The organism is Luteimonas chenhongjianii (assembly GCF_002327105.1).
GTDB lineage: Bacteria > Pseudomonadota > Gammaproteobacteria > Xanthomonadales > Xanthomonadaceae > Luteimonas > Luteimonas chenhongjianii.
The window spans coordinates 320,154-339,755 of sequence record NZ_CP023406.1; the positions used below are offsets into that span (position 1 = coordinate 320,154).

10 protein-coding genes, 2 tRNA genes, 3 rRNA genes and 2 pseudogenes are annotated in these 19,602 nt (G+C 65.2%); 6 read left to right on the forward strand and 11 right to left on the reverse strand.

The features are described 5' to 3' along the window. The first annotated feature begins 33 nt into the window (after window positions 1–33). Entirely contained in the window at window positions 34–2,196 is a 2,163-nt protein-coding gene (gene dinG, locus CNR27_RS01445; RefSeq protein ID WP_096296609.1) for an ATP-dependent DNA helicase DinG, read from the forward strand. Between the two features lie 931 nt (window positions 2,197–3,127). Here dinG and dinB read toward each other — a convergent pair. Further along, window positions 3,128–4,192, reverse strand: a complete 1,065-nt coding sequence (gene dinB, locus CNR27_RS01450) for a DNA polymerase IV (RefSeq protein WP_096300151.1) — start codon at window positions 4,190–4,192, stop codon at window positions 3,128–3,130. 131 nt (window positions 4,193–4,323) lie between these two features. Here dinB and CNR27_RS01455 point away from each other — a divergent pair. After that, a pseudogene (locus tag CNR27_RS01455) lies at window positions 4,324–4,494 on the forward strand (HupB); the annotation flags it as partial. A 9-nt stretch (window positions 4,495–4,503) separates the two neighbouring features. Here the strand turns inward: CNR27_RS01455 and CNR27_RS01460 are convergent. From CNR27_RS01460 to CNR27_RS01490, 6 genes are all read right to left on the reverse strand, one after another. Next, window positions 4,504–7,200: a bifunctional acetate--CoA ligase family protein/GNAT family N-acetyltransferase gene (locus CNR27_RS01460; protein WP_096300153.1), complete on the reverse strand. Its 2,697-nt coding sequence runs from the start codon at window positions 7,198–7,200 to the stop codon at window positions 4,504–4,506. A 920-nt stretch (window positions 7,201–8,120) separates the two neighbouring features. Beyond that, window positions 8,121–8,234: ribosomal RNA gene (gene rrf, locus CNR27_RS01470) — 5S ribosomal RNA — on the reverse strand. A gap of 170 nt (window positions 8,235–8,404) precedes the next feature. Further along, window positions 8,405–11,287 (reverse strand): 23S ribosomal RNA (locus CNR27_RS01475). A gap of 239 nt (window positions 11,288–11,526) precedes the next feature. After that, window positions 11,527–11,602: transfer RNA gene (locus tag CNR27_RS01480), tRNA-Ala, on the reverse strand. Between the two features lie 4 nt (window positions 11,603–11,606). After that, a tRNA-Ile gene (locus CNR27_RS01485) sits at window positions 11,607–11,683 on the reverse strand. 73 nt (window positions 11,684–11,756) lie between these two features. Then, a 16S ribosomal RNA gene (locus tag CNR27_RS01490) occupies window positions 11,757–13,300 on the reverse strand. The 16S, 23S and 5S rRNA genes sit together here with 2 tRNA genes alongside, the layout of an rRNA operon. Before the next feature lie 562 nt (window positions 13,301–13,862). On the opposite strand from CNR27_RS01490, the gene CNR27_RS01495 reads away from it, so the two are divergent. Further along, window positions 13,863–14,312: a DUF192 domain-containing protein gene (locus tag CNR27_RS01495; protein ID WP_096296612.1), complete on the forward strand. Its 450-nt coding sequence runs from the start codon at window positions 13,863–13,865 to the stop codon at window positions 14,310–14,312. A 368-nt stretch (window positions 14,313–14,680) separates the two neighbouring features. Here CNR27_RS01495 and CNR27_RS01500 read toward each other — a convergent pair whose 3' ends face one another. Next, window positions 14,681–14,872: a rubredoxin gene (locus CNR27_RS01500; RefSeq protein WP_096300155.1), complete on the reverse strand. Its 192-nt coding sequence runs from the start codon at window positions 14,870–14,872 to the stop codon at window positions 14,681–14,683. A 75-nt stretch (window positions 14,873–14,947) separates the two neighbouring features. Here CNR27_RS01500 and thiE point away from each other — a divergent pair, with 75 nt between their 5' ends. From thiE to CNR27_RS01515, 3 genes are all read left to right on the forward strand, one after another. Beyond that, window positions 14,948–15,577 (forward strand): thiamine phosphate synthase, encoded by a 630-nt coding sequence (gene thiE, locus CNR27_RS01505; protein WP_096296613.1) that lies wholly within the window; start codon window positions 14,948–14,950, stop codon window positions 15,575–15,577. Between the two features lie 19 nt (window positions 15,578–15,596). Beyond that, window positions 15,597–16,892 (forward strand): glutamate-1-semialdehyde 2,1-aminomutase, encoded by a 1,296-nt coding sequence (gene hemL, locus CNR27_RS01510; protein ID WP_096296614.1) that lies wholly within the window; start codon window positions 15,597–15,599, stop codon window positions 16,890–16,892. A 239-nt stretch (window positions 16,893–17,131) separates the two neighbouring features. Then, on the forward strand, window positions 17,132–17,773 hold the full coding sequence (locus tag CNR27_RS01515) for an HAD family hydrolase (protein ID WP_245815704.1): 642 nt from the start codon (window positions 17,132–17,134) through the stop codon (window positions 17,771–17,773). Here CNR27_RS01515 and CNR27_RS01520 read toward each other — a convergent pair. The 3 genes and pseudogenes from CNR27_RS01520 to CNR27_RS01525 all read right to left on the reverse strand — a co-directional run bounded on the left by CNR27_RS01520 (window position 17,734) and on the right by CNR27_RS01525 (window position 19,472). Next, window positions 17,734–18,114, reverse strand: a complete 381-nt coding sequence (locus CNR27_RS01520) for an HIT family protein (protein ID WP_245815706.1) — start codon at window positions 18,112–18,114, stop codon at window positions 17,734–17,736. The two genes, CNR27_RS01515 and CNR27_RS01520, sit on opposite strands and share 40 nt — an antisense overlap. A gap of 25 nt (window positions 18,115–18,139) precedes the next feature. Then, window positions 18,140–18,313 (reverse strand): annotated as a pseudogene (locus tag CNR27_RS15650) (hypothetical protein); the annotation flags it as partial. Next, window positions 18,243–19,472 (reverse strand): acetylornithine transaminase, encoded by a 1,230-nt coding sequence (locus tag CNR27_RS01525; protein ID WP_096296615.1) that lies wholly within the window; start codon window positions 19,470–19,472, stop codon window positions 18,243–18,245. The pseudogene CNR27_RS15650 and the gene CNR27_RS01525, both read right to left, overlap by 71 nt. Between the last annotated feature and the right edge of the window lie 130 nt (window positions 19,473–19,602).

A 19,602-nucleotide genomic window follows, 5' to 3' on the forward strand; every position in this document is an offset into this window, starting at 1 on the left:
CGGTCCGCGCGACCCGCCGTGGGACAATGGCGCATGGGCGAACCCGACACCACCTCGCCGGCCACCGACGCGGCCGATGCACCGCCGCGCGTGCTGACCGAGGCGCTGAAGGCCGACATCCGCGCCGCGTACACGAAGCTGCAGGCGAACACGCCCGGCTTCAGCACGCGCCGCTCGCAGAGCGCGATGATCGGACTGGTCTCGCGCGCACTCGCGACCACAGGCGGCATCGGCGTCGCCGAGGCGCCGACCGGTGTCGGCAAGTCGCTGGCGTATCTGACCGCCGGGGTGCCGATCGCCCTGGCGACGAAGAAGAAACTCGTCATCAGCACCGGCACCGTGGCCTTGCAGTCGCAGCTGGTCGAGCGCGACATCCCGGCGTTCCTCGCCGCGACCGGACTGGAAGCGCGCGTCGCGCTGGCCAAGGGCCGTACCCGCTACCTGTGCACGCGCAACGCCGCCGAACTGCATGCCGAACACAGCCAGGGCACGATGCTGCTCGACGGCGCCGGCCCCGACGAAGGCGGCGACTTCGAGCGCCAGCTCTACGACCGGCCGCTGGCGCCGCACGAAATCGAGGCCGCGCGGCGGCTGCTCGAAGCGCATGCGGACCGCCAGTGGGACGGCGACATCGATGCCGCGCCCGAGCCGATCTCGCCGGCGCTGCGCACGCGCATCACGACTCCGGCGTCCGGCTGCGCCGGCCGGCGCTGCAGCTTCGCCCAGCAGTGTCCGGTGCTCAGGGCGCGCAATACGGTGCGCGAATCGCAGATCGTCGTGACCAACCATGCCCTGCTGCTGTCGTCGCTGGCGATGGGCGACATCGAGAACGGACAGCCGCTGCTGGCGCCGCCCGGCGAGATGCTGCTGGTGCTCGACGAAGGCCACCACGTGGCCAATGTGGCGATCGACCAGGGCGCTGCGCGTCTGCCCCTGGCCGACATGGCCAAGCGCACCGGGCGCATGCAGATCCTGATCGCCGGCAGCTACCGCCTGGTCGACAAGGAGAAGATCGGCACGCTGCTGCCCGGCGAGGCGATCGAACTCGCCTCGCGGGTGTCGAAGGGCCTCAAGGCCTTCCAGCTCGACGTCGACCGGACCTGGCAACCGGAGCCCGGCGATCGCGACCCGATGTGGCGGGCGCCGCTCGGTCGCCTGCCCGAACACTGGGCGCCCGCGATCGAACAGCTGGGCGAGGACACCCGCGCCCTCCTCAACTGGGTGCATGCCGCGCAGCAGGCCGTGGCCCGGGTGAAGCAGGAGGATCCTGCGCGCGAGAAGCTGCAGCGCAGCCTGGGGCTGGCCCTGGAAATGATCGAGCAACAGCACGACCTGTGGGCCGGCTGGCGCCGCGAAGACCGCGACGGCAGTCCGCCGATGGCACGCTGGATCACCGCCACCCGCGAGGGCGATCTTGCCCTGCACTGCTCGCCCGTCTCTGCGGCGCACGTGTTGCGCTCGCTGCTGTGGAAGGAGATCGACTCGGTCGTGATGACTTCGGCGACACTGACCGGCGGCGGGGATTTCCAGTCGTTCGCGATCGACACCGGCCTGCCCGACCACGCCGAAACCGCATCGCTGCCTTCGCCGTTCGATCTGCGCAACCAGGCGCAGCTGATCGTGCCGCAGTTCCCGGTGCCGCCCGACGATCGCGAAGGCCATCCGAAGGCGGTCGCCGAATGGCTCGCTCGCGAGCTGGACTGGTCCAAGGGCAGCATGGTGCTGTTCACCTCGCGCTGGAAGATGGAGAAGGTCGCCGAGCTGATGCCGGGCTCGCGGCGGGCAGCCATCCAGGTGCAGAGCAGCGGAAACAAGTCGCAGGTGGTGGCCGCGCATCTCGAGCGCGTCGCCGCCGGCAAGGGCTCGGTGCTGTTCGGGCTCAATTCGTTCGGGGAAGGTCTGGACCTGCCGGGCGAGGCCTGCACGACGGTCGTGATCACCCAGGTGCCGTTCGCGGTACCGACCGACCCGCAGACGGCGACCCTCGGCGAATGGCTCGAAGCCCGCGGCCACAACCCGTTCAACCTGATCGCCGTGCCGCATGCGCTGCGCACCTTGACCCAGTTCGCCGGGCGCCTGATCCGCACCTCGACCGATACCGGCCGCGTCGTGATCCTCGATTCGCGCCTGCTCAGCCGCCGCTACGGCCAGCGCATCCTCGATGCGCTGCCGCCGTTCGAACGCGTGATCGGCTGAACGACCACGGTGCTGCGGCTCTGCGCCGACCTCCGGAAAACTCGAGGCGTGCATCGCGCCGGGGCCGCTCAAGCACCTCCATGCCAGCGCGGCCTCTCCGCTGCCGCCGCCGGGAGTACTCACTGACCCGCCCGGGTTGTTGCTGTCCTGCACCTCTCCCTCCGGGAGAGGTCGACGCGCTCGGCGCGTCGGGTGAGGGTGAGGGTGAGGCCGGGGGCGCGGGCGCGGGCGCGGGGCAACCTACGACCACTACGCCCAGCGCGTCGTCGACGCTGACGCCGGTCGCGAGAGCGCCACTGACCCGCCCGGGCTGCTGCCCTGCACCTCTCCCTCCGGGAGATCGACGCGCTCAGCGCGTCGGGTGAGGGCGGGGGTCGCGGGCGCGGACACGGGCGCGGGCAACCTACGACTGCTACGCCCAGCGCGTCCTCGCGACGCTGCCGCCGGTCGCGAAAGTGCCACTGCCCCGCCCGGGCTGTTGCTCTCCTGCACCTCTCCCTCCGGGAGAGGTCGACGCGCTCAGCGCGTCGGGTTAGGGCGGGGGTCGCGGGCGCGGACACGGGCGCGGGGCAACCTACGACTGCTACGCCCAGCGCGTCGTCGACGCTGACGCCGGTCGCGAGAGCGCCACTGCCCCGCCCGGGCTGCTGCTCTCCTGCACCTCTCCCTCCGGGAGAGGTCGACGCGCTCAGCGCGCCGGGCGAGGGCGGGGACGCGGGGCCACCCTGCGAGCGCTACGCCCAGCGCATCGTCGCTATGCCGACCCCGGTCGCGAGAGCGCCACTGCCCCGCCGGGCTGCTGCCCTGCACCTCTCCCTCCGGGAGAGGTCGACGCGCTCAGCGCGTCGGGTGAGGGCCGGGGCACTCAACGACCGCTACGGCCAGCCGTCCTCGCCAGGCCGCTGCATCCGGCGGAAGCGCCCGCAGCCCCTCATCCCTCGAACAGCCCCACCTGTACCGGCAGTTCGTCTGGCTCCCGGAACCCGCCGATGCCCACACCGACCAGCCGGTAGCGTGTCGACGCCGGCAGATCCACGCGCTCGCGCAAGGCCAGCGCGATCCGGATCAGCTCGGCCTGCGAGGCCGGCGGCGTGTCCGGGGTGAAACTGCGCGTCAGGATGCGGAACTGCGAGGTCTTGAGTTTCAGCACCACGGTGCGGCCCACCCGGGCGGTCCTGCGGGTCGCCGCCCAGGTCTTCTCGGCGAGCCGTTCGATCATCGGCGCCAGGTCTTCCAGCAGCAGGTCAGTCTCGAAGGTGTCCTCCGAGGAGATCGACTGCACCGGCTGGTGGGGTTCGACGCCGCGTTCGTCGATGCCGCGCGCACGCTGGTAGAGCCGCGCGCCGAAGCTGCCGAAACGCCCCTGCAGCACCTCCAGCGACAATCCGCGCAAGTCACCCACGGTCGCGACCCCCAGCTCGGCCAGCTTCTTCTCCATCACCTTGCCAACGCCCGGAATCAGCCCGACCTTCAGCGGGATCAGGAACGCATCGATCTGCGCCGGCTTCACCACGAACAGGCCATCGGGCTTGTTCCAGTCCGAGGCGATCTTGGCGATGAACTTGTTCGGGGCGACCCCGGCCGAGGCGGTCAGTTGCGTGGCCTCGAGGATCTGCGCGCGGATCGCCTGCGCGGTCGCGGTGGCGCTGGGCGAGGGGATCTTCGGGTCGGTGACGTCGAGATAGGCCTCGTCCAGCGACAGCGGCTGCACCAGATCGGTATGCGCGTGGAATATCTCGCGCACCTGGCGCGAGACGGCCTTGTAGCGGGCGAAGTCGGGCGGCACGAATATCGCGTCCGGGCACAACCGCTCGGCGGTCACCGCCGGCATCGCCGACCGCACGCCGAACGGCCGCGCCTCGTAGGACGCCGCGCACACGACCGACCGCGCGCCTCGCCAGGCCACGACCACCGGCCGGCCCCTCAGCGACGGATCGTCGCGCTGTTCGACCGACGCGTAGAACGCGTCCATGTCGATGTGGAGGATCTTGCGCACCACCGCATTATCGTCGCCCCGGTCGCAGACGCTGCGTCTTTGCGACGGGATCTCAGGATCTCAGGATCTCGATGTCGTACTCACGCCGCGGCGAGCAGGCTCGGACTTCATCCAACCGCGAGGTGCCGGCCATGAGCCAAGGCGACAAGTCGTCCTACACCGACAAGCAGAAGCGCAAGGCCGAACACATCGAGTCTTCGGAGCGTGACAAGGGCCGCTCCAAGGACGATGCCGAGCGCATCGCCTGGGCCACCGTCAACAAACAGGATGGCGGCGGCAAGCAGAGCGGATCCGGCCGCAAGGACAGCTGATCAGGCGCCCTCCACCGGCAGCCGGACGATCGCGACGGTCGCGTCGTCGGGGTCGGTCGTGATCGAGAAGCCGAGCTGCCGGCACATGCCCAGCATCGTGGTGTTCTCGCGCAGCACCTGGCCCTCGACGACTCGCAGCCCCTGCCAGCGGGCGTACTCGATCATGAGGCTCATCAGCCGCCAGCCCAGGCCGGCGCCCTTGAGGTCCGAGCGCACCATGATTCCGTACTCGCCGGTGTCGTAGTTGGCATCGGCGAGCAGGCGCACGGCGCCCAGCATCTCGCCGCTGGCCGGGTCGATCGCCGCCAGCGCAATGGAGCGTGCGTAGTCGAGCTGGGTCAGGCGCGCGATGAATTCGTGGCTGAAATGGCGCACCGCGCTGAAGAAGCGCAGCCGCAGATCCTCGGGGCTGACCCGCTCGAAGAACCTCCTGAACATCGCCTCGTCTTCTGGTCGCACCGGCCGTATGAAGACCTGACTCCCGTTGGCCAGCGACACCGTGCGCTCCCACTCGACCGGGTACGGGAGAATCGCGAAGCGCGGATGGCCCCGGCCCTTGTGCAGGGGTTTCACCGGCGCCACCGCGATGCGCGCATCCACCGCGACCACGCCGCTCTGATCGGCAAGCAGCGGATTGATGTCGATTTCGCGCAGTTCGGGCAGGTCCGCGGCCATCTGCGCCAGTTTCACCAGCACCAGCGCAAGCGCGCGCTCATCGGCGGCCGGCACATCGCGATAGGCCTTGAGGATCCGCGCTGCACGGGTCCGGCCGATCAGCTCATGGGCCAGCCGCAGATCCAGCGGTGGCAGCATCAGGGCCTTGTCGTCGATGACATCGACCGCAGTGCCGCCGCGTCCGAACACGATGACCGGACCAAAGGTCGGATCGTCGGCGATGCCGGCGATGAGTTCGCGTGCCTTGGGCCGCAGCACCATCGCATGAACGGTGACCCCTTCGATCCTGGCCTGCGGACGCAGCCGTCGCGCGCGCGTCAGGATGTCTTCGGCCGCGGCGCGTACGGCGTCGGCGCTGGCCAGATTCAATCGCACGCCGTCGACATCCGACTTGTGCGGGATGTCCGGGGCGTCGATCTTCACCGCGACCGTGGAGCCGCGCGCGAACATGGCGCGCGCCGCTTCGACGGCCGCTTCCGGATCCCGTGCCCGCGATACGTCGGCGACCGCGATGCCATAGGCGCGCAGCAGGCGCACGCTCGCCACCGGGTCGAGCATGCGGGTGCCCGATGCCAAGGCGGACTGGACGATCGCGCGCGCGGCCGGCAGGTCCACGTTGAAATCTTCGGGCAGGCTGGGCGGCGTCTCCATCAGGGCGCGTTGCGCCTGCTGATGGCGCACCAGATACATGAAGCCGCGGACCGCATCAGCCTCGCTCGCATACACCGGGATACCCGCATCCCCCAGGGTCTGGCGCGCGCCCGCCTGATCGCCGAGCCAGACCGCGAACACCGGTTTGGCCTGGGCAGTAAGCGGACGTGTCGCGAGGGTCCGCACCACAGCCGCAGCGGTCTCGTCCGGATCCGACAGCACCGTGGGCACCTGCATCACCAGCACGGCATCGTTCTGGCGATCCTCGAGCAGGGCCTCGAGCGTCGCCGCATAGCGGCGACCATCGGCATCGCCCAGCATGTCGACCGCGTTGCGCCGCGACCAGCCACGCTCGAGCGCGGCATCGAGCGTGTCCAGCGTGGCATCGGACAGCGTGGCCCGCGTGCCGCCCAGATCGACGAGCCTGTCGAGCGCGAGCATGCCCACGCCGATGCCGTTGGTCATCACCGCAAGCCGATCGCCCGGCAGGCTGCCGAGGTGGGACAGGGTTTCGGCGGCGGCAAACAGCTCATCGAGCGCATGCACGCGCAGCAGGCCGGCCCTGCGAAATGCGGCGTCGTAGACGGCATCAGGCGCGGCAAGCACTGCGGCATGGGTCAGAGCCGGTGCTTCGCGCCTGGCGTGGCGGCCCGGCTTGACCACCACCACCGGTTTCGCCCGCGCGGCCGCCCGCGCCGCCGACAGGAACTTGCGCGCATCGCGGACCCGCTCGACGTACAGCAGGATCGCGCGGGTGCGCCGATCGGTGGCGAAATAGTCGAGCAGATCCGCGAAATCCACATCCAGCGCATCGCCCAGCGAAGCGACGGCGGAAAAACCGATACCACGCGGACGGCTCCATTCGATCATGCCCGCTGCCACCGCGCCCGACTGCGAGATCAGGGCGAGATCGCCGGCTGCGGGCGCATGCGCGGCAAAGCTCGCGAACAGATTCGCATGTGGCGCAATCACGCCCAGACAGTTGGGGCCGACGATCCGCAGGGCGTAGGCGCGAGCCACGGCCGCCAGCGCCGCGTTGGGTGAACCCGCGCCGGTCCCCATGTCACGCGTGAGCACGATCGCAGCCTTGGCGCCCTTGCGTGCGGCCGCCTCGGCGACGGTTGCAACATCCGATGGCGGCACTGCGATCACCACCAGTTCGGGGACGAAGGCCAAGGCATCGAAGGACCGCACTGCCTGCACGCCGTCGATGACGGCATGACGCGGGTTCACCAGGCCGATCGGCCCGGCGAATCCCCCCTCGCGCAGCTGCTGCAGGACCAGCCGGCCCAAGGAACGCGGCCGAGGACTCGCGCCGACCAGCGCGACCGATGCCGGATGAAACACGGATTGCAGGGCGTAGGTACTCATCGTGCCCGCGGCTTCCTTCGAGCGACCGCAGACCATACACGATGGCCGGTCGACGTCCGGAGGCGCTGCCCCGCCTTGAACAGCGCCCGGGCGGGAACCGCGTGCGTATAGGGTGCTCTCGTCCAGCTTCCGGCATGCATCCCGAGCGCGCCCCCGTGTTCGTGGCTAGCCGCCCGGCTGTCCTGGAGGCTTCGCGTACACCGCCGCCGGTTGAAGGCACCCGCTGCCGGAGTTCGACCGGCGAGCAGTTGCGCGGCGGAAGCATGACGGCCGCGCCTGTCCCGACCGGTGGCGTTTCCTGGCCTGAAACCGCTCGCCCCCTTCCGCCTCGATCAGCCGGCGCACCATCGCCCTGACTGCGGCACCGGAGACGTTGGCGCCATCGAGGGGCACGGCGAAGAAGCGCTGCACCGGGAGCATGAGCAGAGCGGGGACCTGGCCTGTCGCAGCGATCCGAAGCAAAGAGATCCGGCTCCGGACATTCTCTCCACGTACCGCCGCATGCATCGGCGCAGAGGGTTCAACGTCGACGGTCGTGCCCACTTGCGCAGACCTCGCCGACAGGGCCGCGACCATGGAAGTCTGCGTGCGCACCCCCGGAGCTTCTGTTCGATCGCGAGGGTCTGCGTGAGGACAGGCCGCAGGAGCGATTCCCATGAGCAGGTGTTCGCGCCGCTGTGCACGCTCGCTGGCGCCCAGCGGACCCATATGCAGCCGCGGGCTGATCGGGCATGCGCGCCGTTCTGCGATCGCGGATCTACTGCGCCTTCCCCGCGCGCCATGGGAATCGCGTCTCGTGCGCTCAGACTAAATCGGTCTGCCGCGTGACGCTGCGGCTGTCTCCTGTCCGCTCGGGCAGCTAGAAATTCCAGACAAAGAAAAACCCCCGCCGGAATACCGGCGGGGGTTTTGGGTAAAAACCCTGGCGATGACCTACTCTCGCATGCTAGATGCACACTACCATCGGCGCATGTACGTTTCACTTCCGAGTTCGGAATGGGATCGGGTGGTTCCATACAGCTATAGTCACCAGGGAGAGGGTGGAGGGTCGCAGGTCGGTCCGGCGATCGACGCAGTGATGCGATCGAAAGAGGGACTGACAGCGCTCACGCTCTCAGAGGTTGGGAAGTAGCGAACATTTGAAACGCGTCTCACACGTGTTGTGGAGGCCAAGGATGCTTCGATAGAAGCAACTTGAGGTTATATGGTCAAGCCGCACGGATCATTAGTACTGGTTAGCTCAATACATTGCTGTACTTACACACCCAGCCTATCAACCACCTGGTCTTGATGGTTCCTTCAGGGGAGTCAAGCTCCCGGGAGATCTCATCTTGAGGCGCGCTTCCCGCTTAGATGCTTTCAGCGGTTATCGCTTCCGAACATAGCTACCCGGCAGTGCCACTGGCGTGACAACCGGAACACCAGAGGTTCGTCCACTCCGGTCCTCTCGTACTAGGAGCAGCCCCTCTCAAATCTCCAACGCCCATGGCAGATAGGGACCGAACTGTCTCACGACGTTCTGAACCCAGCTCGCGTACCACTTTAAATGGCGAACAGCCATACCCTTGGGACCGACTACAGCCCCAGGATGTGATGAGCCGACATCGAGGTGCCAAACACCGCCGTCGATATGAACTCTTGGGCGGTATCAGCCTGTTATCCCCGGAGTACCTTTTATCCGTTGAGCGATGGCCCTTCCATACAGAACCACCGGATCACTAAGTCCTAGTTTCCTACCTGCTTGATCCGTCGATCTCGCAGTCAAGCACGCTTATGCCTTTGCACACAGTGCGCGATGTCCGACCGCGCTGAGCGTACCTTCGAGCTCCTCCGTTACTCTTTGGGAGGAGACCGCCCCAGTCAAACTACCCACCATACATGGTCCCCGATCCGGATAACGGACCTAGGTTAGAACGTCAAGCACGACAGGGTGGTATTTCAAGGTTGGCTCCACCACAGCTAGCGCCATGGTTTCAAAGCCTCCCACCTATCCTACACAGACGAACTCAACGTTCAATGTAAAGCTATAGTAAAGGTTCACGGGGTCTTTCCGTCTTGCCACGGGAACGCTGCATCTTCACAGCGATTTCAATTTCACTGAGTCTCGGGTGGAGACAGCGCCGCCATCGTTACGCCATTCGTGCAGGTCGGAACTTACCCGACAAGGAATTTCGCTACCTTAGGACCGTTATAGTTACGGCCGCCGTTTACCGGGGCTTCGATCAAGAGCTTCGCCTTGCGGCTGACCCCATCAATTAACCTTCCGGCACCGGGCAGGCGTCAGACCCTATACGTCCACTTTCGTGTTTGCAGAGTCCTGTGTTTTTGATAAACAGTCGCAGCGGCCTGGTCACTGCGGCCCCCGATCGCTGTAGCCCGCATGGGCCACGATCAAGGGCGCACCTTCTCCCGAAGTTACGGTGCTATGTTGCCTAGTTCCTTCACCCGAGTTCTCTCAAGCGCCTTAGAATTCTCTTCCTACCCACCTGTGTCGGTTTACGGTACGGTCTGCATAAGCTGAAGCTTAGGGGCTTTTCCTGGAAGCGTGGTATCAGTCACTTCGCTCTAATGAGCTCGTCTCGGTGCTCGGAGTTGAAGGGTCCCGGATTTGCCTAAGACCCACTCCTACCGCCTTTCCCCAGGACAACCAACGCCTGGTAGACCTAACCTTCTCCGTCCCCCCATCGCACTTATGCGAGGTGCTGGAATATTAACCAGCTTCCCATCGACTACGCATTTCTGCCTCGCCTTAGGGGCCGACTCACCCTGCGTCGATTAACGTTGCGCAAGGAAACCTTGGGCTTTCGGCGTGCGGGCTTTTCACCCGCATTATCGTTACTCATGTCAGCATTCGCACTTCCGATACCTCCAGCAGACTTCTCAATCCACCTTCAACGGCTTACGGAACGCTCCTCTACCGCGCATATATAAATATATGCACCCCAAGCTTCGGTTTATCACTTAGCCCCGTTAAATCTTCCGCGCAGACCGACTCGACCAGTGAGCTATTACGCTTTCTTTAAAGGATGGCTGCTTCTAAGCCAACCTCCTGGCTGTCTGTGCCTTTCCACATCGTTTCCCACTTAGTGATAATTTGGGACCTTAGCTGTGGGTCTGGGTTGTTTCCCTTTTCACGACGGACGTTAGCACCCGCCGTGTGTCTCCCATGCAGTCTGTCTTGGTATTCGGAGTTTGCAATGGTTTGGTAAGTCGCAATGACCCCCTAGCCATAACAGTGCTCTACCCCCAAGAAGATTCACATGAGGCGCTACCTAAATAGCTTTCGAGGAGAACCAGCTATCTCCGGGTTCGATTAGCTTTTCACTCCTAATCACACCTCATCCCCTACCTTTGCAACGGGAGTGGGTTCGGGCCTCCAGTTGATGTTACTCAACCTTCACCCTGGGCATGACTAGATCACCCGGTTTCGGGTCTATTGCCCGCGACTATGCGCCCTTATCAGACTCGGTTTCCCTTCGCCTCCCCTATACGGTTAAGCTTGCCACGAACAATAAGTCGCTGACCCATTATACAAAAGGTACGCAGTCACTCCTTGCGGAGCTCCTACTGCTTGTACGCACACGGTTTCAGGATCTATTTCACTCCCCTCTCCGGGGTTCTTTTCGCCTTTCCCTCACGGTACTGGTTCACTATCGGTCGGTCAGGAGTATTTAGCCTTGGAGGATGGTCCCCCCATGTTCAGACAGGGTTTCTCGTGCCCCGCCCTACTCAATTTCATCGAAATGGCCCTTTCGCATACAGGGCTGTCACCTTCTATGGCCGGTCTTTCCAGGACCGTTTTGCTAGAACCAAATCGACTTTTGGGCTGTTCCCCGTTCGCTCGTCACTACTCAGGGAATCTCGGTTGATTTCTTTTCCTACGGTTACTTAGATATTTCAGTTCACCGCGTTCGCCTCGTACAGCTATGTATTCACTGCACGATACCTCCTAAGAGGTGGGTTTCCCCATTCGGACATTACCGGATCAAAGCTTGTTGCCAGCTCCCCGATACTTTTCGCAGGCTACCACGTCCTTCATCGCCTCTGACCGCCAAGGCATCCACCGTGTGCGCTTATTCGCTTGACCATATAACCCCAAGTCGCCTCAGGGTCATATTTCTGCCGGTGGGTACAAAGCACCGACGCGAAATACAACGACTCAATTTACTAGGGACTCGAGGTCCCCGCCTTAGCCTCACGACACGTTTGAGTTCTTGTCTCAGACGCTCGCTACTTCCCTATTTTTCAAAGAACCATCGTCAGGCCACAGTGCCTGGCGACATTCAAATCTTGTGTGTGCGCAGCGATCGGTATTCAAAACAAGAGTGGTGGAGCCTGTCGGGATCGAACCGACGACCCCCTGCTTGCAAAGCAGGTGCTCTCCCAGCTGAGCTAAGGCCCCAAAGTGGTGGGTCTGGGAGGACTCGAACCACCGGCCTCACCCTTATCAGGGGTGCGCTCTAACCACCTGAGCTACAGACCCAGTCTCGCTCTTGATTACCAATCGTGCAGGTTACTTATGAGGACGCCTGGACAAGTAATGTGGTCTTGTCTCTAAAGGAGGTGATCCAGCCGCACCTTCCGATACGGCTACCTTGTTACGACTTCACCCCAGTCATCGGCCACACCGTGGCAAGCGCCCTCCCGAAGGTTAAGCTACCTGCTTCTGGTGCAACAAACTCCCATGGTGTGACGGGCGGTGTGTACAAGGCCCGGGAACGTATTCACCGCAGCAATGCTGATCTGCGATTACTAGCGATTCCGACTTCACGGAGTCGAGTTGCAGACTCCGATCCGGACTGAGAGAAGGTTTCTGGGATTGGCTTGCCCTCGCGGGTTTGCAGCCCTCTGTCCTTCCCATTGTAGTACGTGTGTAGCCCTGGCCGTAAGGGCCATGATGACTTGACGTCATCCCCACCTTCCTCCGGTTTGTCACCGGCGGTCTCCTTAGAGTTCCCACCATTACGTGCTGGCAACTAAGGACAAGGGTTGCGCTCGTTGCGGGACTTAACCCAACATCTCACGACACGAGCTGACGACAGCCATGCAGCACCTGTGTTCGAGTTCCCGAAGGCACCAATCCATCTCTGGAAAGTTCTCGACATGTCAAGGCCAGGTAAGGTTCTTCGCGTTGCATCGAATTAAACCACATACTCCACCGCTTGTGCGGGCCCCCGTCAATTCCTTTGAGTTTCAGTCTTGCGACCGTACTCCCCAGGCGGCGAACTTAACGCGTTAGCTTCGATACTGAGTTCCTAATTGAACCCAACATCCAGTTCGCATCGTTTAGGGCGTGGACTACCAGGGTATCTAATCCTGTTTGCTCCCCACGCTTTCGTGCCTCAGTGTCAGTGCTGGTCCAGGTAGTCGCCTTCGCCACGGATGTTCCTCCCGATCTCTACGCATTTCACTGCTACACCGGGAATTCCACTACCCTCTACCGCACTCTAGCCTGCCAGTATCCAATGCAATTCCCAGGTTGAGCCCAGGGCTTTCACATCAGACTTAACAAACCACCTACGCACGCTTTACGCCCAGTAATTCCGAGTAACGCTTGCACCCTTCGTATTACCGCGGCTGCTGGCACGAAGTTAGCCGGTGCTTATTCTTTGGGTACCGTCAGAACAATCGGGTATTAACCGACTGCTTTTCTTTCCCAACAAAAGGGCTTTACAACCCGAAGGCCTTCTTCACCCACGCGGCATGGCTGGATCAGGCTTGCGCCCATTGTCCAATATTCCCCACTGCTGCCTCCCGTAGGAGTCTGGACCGTGTCTCAGTTCCAGTGTGGCTGATCATCCTCTCAGACCAGCTACGGATCGTCGCCTTGGTGGGCCTTTACCCCGCCAACTAGCTAATCCGACATCGGCTCATCTATCTGCGCCAGGCCCGAAGGTCCCCGGCTTTCACCCGTAGGTCGTATGCGGTATTAGCGTAAGTTTCCCTACGTTATCCCCACAAATAGGCAGATTCCGATGTATTCCTCACCCGTCCGCCACTCGCCACCCAAGGAGCAAGCTCCTCTGTGCTGCCGTTCGACTTGCATGTGTTAGGCCTGCCGCCAGCGTTCACTCTGAGCCAGGATCAAACTCTTCACTTAAAATTTTTCGATACGACCGAAGTCGCATCTAATGCTTCGAGTGCAGATGTCTTTCCTGAGCTTCGAACTACTCACCAGCATTTGCATGCTTTTGAATCTTTCTTGCTCTTTCTAGAACGTCTGCTAATGGACTCACACCACCAGCCAGACGTCCGCATAAGTATCCTGCGCACACTGTCAAAGATCTTCGGAAGTGGCCTCAGCGCCTGCTTCCCAGTGCTTCGAAGTTTCCTCCGAAGCGAGCCGCCCATTGTAGCGCGGTTTTCGCTGCCGTCAACACCTCGTTGAGGGTGACTTTTCAGCGGCTTCAGCGTCCGGCCCGAAGGCGTTTCGTTGAAGCGAGCCGCACATATTACCGCGACTTTCGAGCCTGTCAACACCGTGTGAAAGCGCGTTTCCCGTCCCGCCCCGCCCGGTTCGCCGCCCCGAAGAGCAGCCCGCCGTGCGGGGCGCGAATTATGCATAGCCAGAATCGATTTGGGAACCCCTCAGGCAATTTTTCTTGACGGTCGCCCGACCGTTGCCGAAGGTGGGTGCCGTCCAACCGCCAAGGCCTCCTTATATGCGCGCACTCCGGCTGCTGTTTCTTGCCCTGTTTGCTTTGCTCCTGCTGCCCGCCTGCGCCAGTGGCGGGGACTGGGTGGAACTCGCCGGCAATCGCTATACCGTCGAGATCGCCGCCACCGACGAGGCGCGCGCGCGCGGACTGATGTTCCGCGACCGGCTCGACGAGGGCCACGGGATGCTTTTCATACACGACACCGAGGCGCCCCAGGCTTACTGGATGAAGAACACACGCATCCCGCTCGACATCCTCTACTTCGACGACGCCCGCAAACTGGTGTCGCAGCAGCGCGACGTGCCGCCCTGCTCGGGCGGCGATCGCTGCCCGCCCTATCCCAGCAAGGCCCCAGCGCGGTACGTGCTCGAGCTCAATGCCGGCGAGGCCAGCCGGATCGGCCTGGTGGATGGCGAAACACTGATCCTTTCGCCGTCGATCCGGACCCCTTGATCGGGGACGCGCTGGGCGGGTTCGTCCCGTTACATATGAGTAGGGACGTCGGGCGCGCCGGACATCGCGAGCAGCCGGCGGACGCACTGCGGTCCGCCGCGCATACGCTTCAGCTCCACTCACCCCCGAGCTGGGCGTTTGCAGACCGGCGTGATTCGCTTGGCACCCGCGTTGCACCTGCGATCCCCGCGCAGGCGTGGACGGGATCTGCCGAAGCTTGAGACCGGCGCCGCCAGTGGCAGATGGTCCCCGCCCCTTCTTCCACACCCGCAACGGATAGCGGCGCTGGGCGGGGTGCCACCGGGCAACGGATGGTCCACCGGGCGGGACACCGCAAACCACAGCGGGCCCCACTCGCCCTGCCTCGCTCAGAGCACCATCATCTCGAAGTCTTCTTTGGTGACGCCGCAGTCCGGGCACGTCCAGGACTCGGGGACGTCGGCCCAGCGGGTGCCTGCCGGGATGCCCTCATCCGGAATTCCGACGGCCTCGTCGTAGATGAAACCGCAGACCACGCACATCCATGTCTGGTAGGCGTCCTGCGTCGTCGAATCGTTCATCGGATAATGGTCACATGCGGCAGCGTTGATGCGCTGCATTGTCCCATCGCGCCCACTCCACCGGAATTCACGCCGATGAACATCAGTCCGTCCAGCGCACCGCGCGGTCTCTATCTGATCACGCCGGATGTGGCCGAAACCGCCCAACTGCTGGCGCAGGTCGCGCCGGTGCTGCCGCATGCGACCTGGATGCAGTACCGCAACAAGCGCGCCGACAGCACGTTGCGCCGCGAGCAGATCCAGGCCTTGCTGCCGCTGTGCCAGGCCACGGGGGTGCCTCTGATCGTCAACGACGACTGGGCGCTCGCCGCCGAACTCGGCGCCGATGGCGCACACCTGGGGGAAGACGACGGCGTCTTGCATGAAGCGCGGCGCGCGCTCGGACCCGCGGCGATCCTCGGGGCATCCTGCTACGACTCGGCTGCACTCGCGCGGCGCGCGGTCGATGCCGGTGCAAGTTACGTCGCGTTCGGCGCGTTCTTCCCGTCGCCCACCAAGCCCGACGCCCGGGTCGCGCACAAATCGGTGCTGCGCGATGCTGCCGCGCTCGGTGTGCCGCGGGTGGCGATCGGCGGCATCACCCCGGAGAATGCGCGTCAGCTCGTCGCCGCCGGCGCGGATCTCCTCGCGGTCATCAGCGGCGTCTTCGCCGCCCGCCATCCTGCTGCGGCCGCAGCCGCCTATCGCGCGGCGTTCAACCTCTAATCCCCCTACCGGAGCCTCCATGGACACCTCCCGCTCGCATGCCCTGTTCGAACGCGCCCGCAGCCTCCTGCCCGGCGGCGTCAATTCGCCGGTCCGTGCGTTCAAGTCCGTGGGAGGCGAGCCGTTCTTCGTCCAGCGCGCCGACGGCCCCCATCTGTTCGACGTCGACGGCAACCGTTACATCGACTACGTCGGCTCATGGGGTCCGATGATCGTCGGCCACAACCATGCGGCGGTCCGCCAGGCGGTCAAGCGTGCGATCGGTGACGGCCTGTCGTTCGGCGCGCCGACCGAAGCGGAGATCACGATGGCGGAACGCCTGACCGCGCTGGTGCCGTCGATGGAGATGGTGCGCATGGTCAATTCCGGCACCGAAGCCACGCTGTCGGCGATCCGCCTCGCGCGCGGCGCGACGGGACGCACCTGCATCGTCAAGTTCGAGGGCTGCTATCACGGCCATGGCGACTCGTTCCTGGTCAAGGCCGGCAGCGGTGCACTGACGCTCGGCGTGCCGACCTCGCCCGGCGTGCCGAAGGCGCTGGCCGACCTGACCCTGACCCTTCCCTACAACGATTTCGACGCGGCCAGCGCACTGTTCGCCCAGGCCGGCGCGGACATCGCCGGGCTGATCATCGAACCCGTAGTGGGCAATGCCAACTGTCTGCCGCCGCGGGAGGGCTATCTCCAGCATCTGCGCGAGCTGTGCACGCAGCACGGCGCGCTGCTGATCTTCGATGAGGTGATGACCGGCTTCCGCGTCGCTCTCGGTGGCGCGCAGGCGCGTTACGGCGTGACCCCGGATATCAGCACCTTCGGCAAGATCATCGGCGGCGGCATGCCGGTGGGTGCCTACGGCGGACGCCGCGAGCTGATGGAACAGATCGCGCCGGCCGGGCCGATCTACCAGGCCGGCACGCTGAGCGGAAATCCCGTCGCGATGGCCGCGGGCCTGGCGATGCTGGACCTCGTTTCGGCACCCGGTTTCCACGACGCACTCGAAGCGAACTCGAACCTGCTGTGCGACGGCCTGGAAGCCGCGGCTCGCGACGCCGGCGTACCGTTCACCACCACGCGCGTCGGCGGCATGTTCGGCCTGTTCTTCACTGACCAGCCGTACGTCGACACCTATGCACAGGCCGTCGCCTGCGACACCGCTGCGTTCAACCGCTTCTTCCACGCGATGCTGGCGCGCGGCGTGTTCCTGGCGCCGTCGGCCTTCGAAGCGGGCTTCATGTCCTCGGCGCACGATGCCCCGGTGATCGAGGAGACGATCGCCGCCGCGCGCGAGGCGTTCGCCGAGGTGCGCACCGCATGAAGCGCCCAGCGCCAGGGGCAGGAGGATGGCGACCCGCAAGCCAGCGCATTGGGATGCGAGTTGCTACCCGCGCGCCCTCCCGGGTGAAGTCCACTGCCAGCATCCCCGGCGGGCTGTCGCAATGGCGCAATGGCTGCTTTTGGTGACATTCCAAGGGGTGCGCCGTTGATCGCTTCGATTGTGATCGGCTGCGGCATCTTCGCGGCGCCGACCGGCATCCACACCAGGGAACCCGCGCGGTGAACACGCCGCCGCTGCGTCTGGTGCTGCTGGACTTCGATGGCGTGCTGGCGCACTACTCGCGGCCCGCGCGCCTGGCCCATCTGGCCCGAGTCGCCGGCTGCACGCCCGCGCGCGTGTCGGAAATACTCTTCGACTCTGGACTGGAGCGCGCCTACGACAGCGGCACGCTCGACACCGCGGACTATCTGCAGCGACTGGGCGCAGGCATCGGGATCACGATCGACGCGGACGCATGGATCGCTGCGCGCGTGGCCGGCGCCCAGGCCGATCCCGTTGCGATGGAACTCGTCGCGTCGATCGCGTCAACTGTGCAGGTTGGCGTGCTGACCAACAATGGCGCGCTCATGCTGGACGCGATTCCACGCATCGTGGCCCCGCTGTTCCCCATGCTCGAGGGCCGCGTGCTGTGCAGCGGCGTCCTGCGCGTGCGCAAACCGGACCGCGCGATCTTCGAGCAAGCGCTCGCACACTTCGACGTGCGCGCGCAGGACACCCTGTTCGTCGACGACCTGTTCGTGAACGTGCAGGGGGCGCGCGCCGCGGGCCTGCACGCCGACACGGTGGTCGATGCACGGTCGATGCGGACGGTGTTCCGGCGTTACGGCTTGCTGCCCGGCAGCCCGGCCCCACCAGTTTGAAATCTGCTTGATCCCGAGGCGCACCCGGACCGGGACACCTGCAAGGCATTGCGAAGTCGTCCCGCCCACGCATCGAGCACGTCCCGCGCAGCCGGCGCAGGCGGGCGGACGCCGGGATAGATCCGCATCAGTCCGTCGCCGGACATCCGCGGCTGCACATGCAGATGCACATGCGGGATCTCCTGCCCGCCGGCGTCGCGGTTGGACTGCCACAGATTGAGGCCATCGGGGGCGAAAACCGCGTCGGCCGCACGGGCGATGCGGACGGCGATCCGCATCAGCTGCGCGGCGGTGTCTTCGTCCAGGTCGAACAGGGTTTTCGACGTGCCGGCGCGGCACAACGAGCACGTGCCCGGGCACCGCCTGGCGCAGATCCATGAAGGCGATCACCTGGTCGTCCTCGTGGACGAGGCTTGCAGGCAGCGCGCCCGCAAGGATCGCGCAGAACGCGCAGGCGTTCTGGACCGGATCAGCCGGCGGCGACGACGGCATCGGCGAGCGCCGCGCGCAGCCGCGCCAGGCCCTCGGCGATGTCGGCATCGGTGATGTTCAACGCCGGCACGAACCGCAGCACGTCCGGGCCGGCCTGCAGCATCAGCAGGCGGTGGCGCGCGGCGTGGTCGAGGATCGCGCCCGCCTGGCCGGCATGCTCGGGACGCAGCACGGCGCCGAGCATCAGGCCGCGACCGCGAACCTCGGAGAACAGGCCGAACTCGGCGTCGAGCGCGGCGAGGCCGTCGCGCAGCGCGCGTGACTGGCGCGCCACGTTGGTGGCGATCTCGGGCGATGCCAGCTTGCGCAGGGCCACGCGCGCGACCGCGGCAGCCAGCGGATTGCCGCCGAAGGTGGTGCCGTGATCACCGAACTGCATCGCCTCGGCGACCTTCGGACCCGCCAGCAGTGCACCGATCGGGAAGCCGCCGCCGAGCGCCTTGGCCAGCGTGACGATGTCGGGCACGACGCCGTCCTGGGTATGCGCGAACAACGTGCCGGTGCGGCCCATGCCGCACTGGATCTCGTCGAGCACCAGCAGGGCCTCGTGGCGATCGCACAGCGCGCGCACCGCGGCCAGATACCCGTCGGCGGCCGGCATGACACCACCCTCGCCCTGCACGGGTTCGAGCATGACCGCGGCGACGTCACCGCCGGCCATCGCGGCTTCGAGCTGGGCGACGTCGTTGAAATCGACGTAGCGGAAACCACCGGGCAGCGGCTCGTAGCCGGCCTGGTATTTGGGCTGCGCGGTCGCGGTGACCGCGGCCAGCGTGCGCCCATGGAAGCTGCCGCGCGCCGTCACGATCACCCGGCGATCGGGGTTGCGGCCCTGCGCGGTGGCCCATTTGCGCACGAGCTTGATCGCGGCCTCGTTGGCCTCGGCGCCGGAATTGCACAGGAAGGTACGCGTGGCGAAGCCGCTGGCTTCGACCAGTTCGGCGGCCAGCCGCAGCGGCGGTTCGCTGTAAAAGACGTTGCTGGTGTGCCACAGCTTGCCGGCCTGTTCGACCAGTGCGGCGACGAGATCGGGATCATTGTGGCCAAGCCCGCAGACGGCGATGCCGGCCGACAGGTCGACGTACTCGCGGCCCTCGCTGTCCCAGACGCGCGCGCCGTTGCCGCGCTCGAGCACCAGCTCGCGCGGCCGGTAGACGGGCAGCACATGGCGCTGGGCGAGGGCGATGAGGTCGGCTGCAGTGGACATGCGTAGGTCGTCGGGACGCGGGCCGACAATTGTACGGCCCCGGCCGGCCGGCTTCCGCCGCCGGTGCGGTGGTGGCAAGGGGCAGGCGCGCTCAGGTTCCGCCGCCAACCGAGGGTGAACGCCCCGGCCT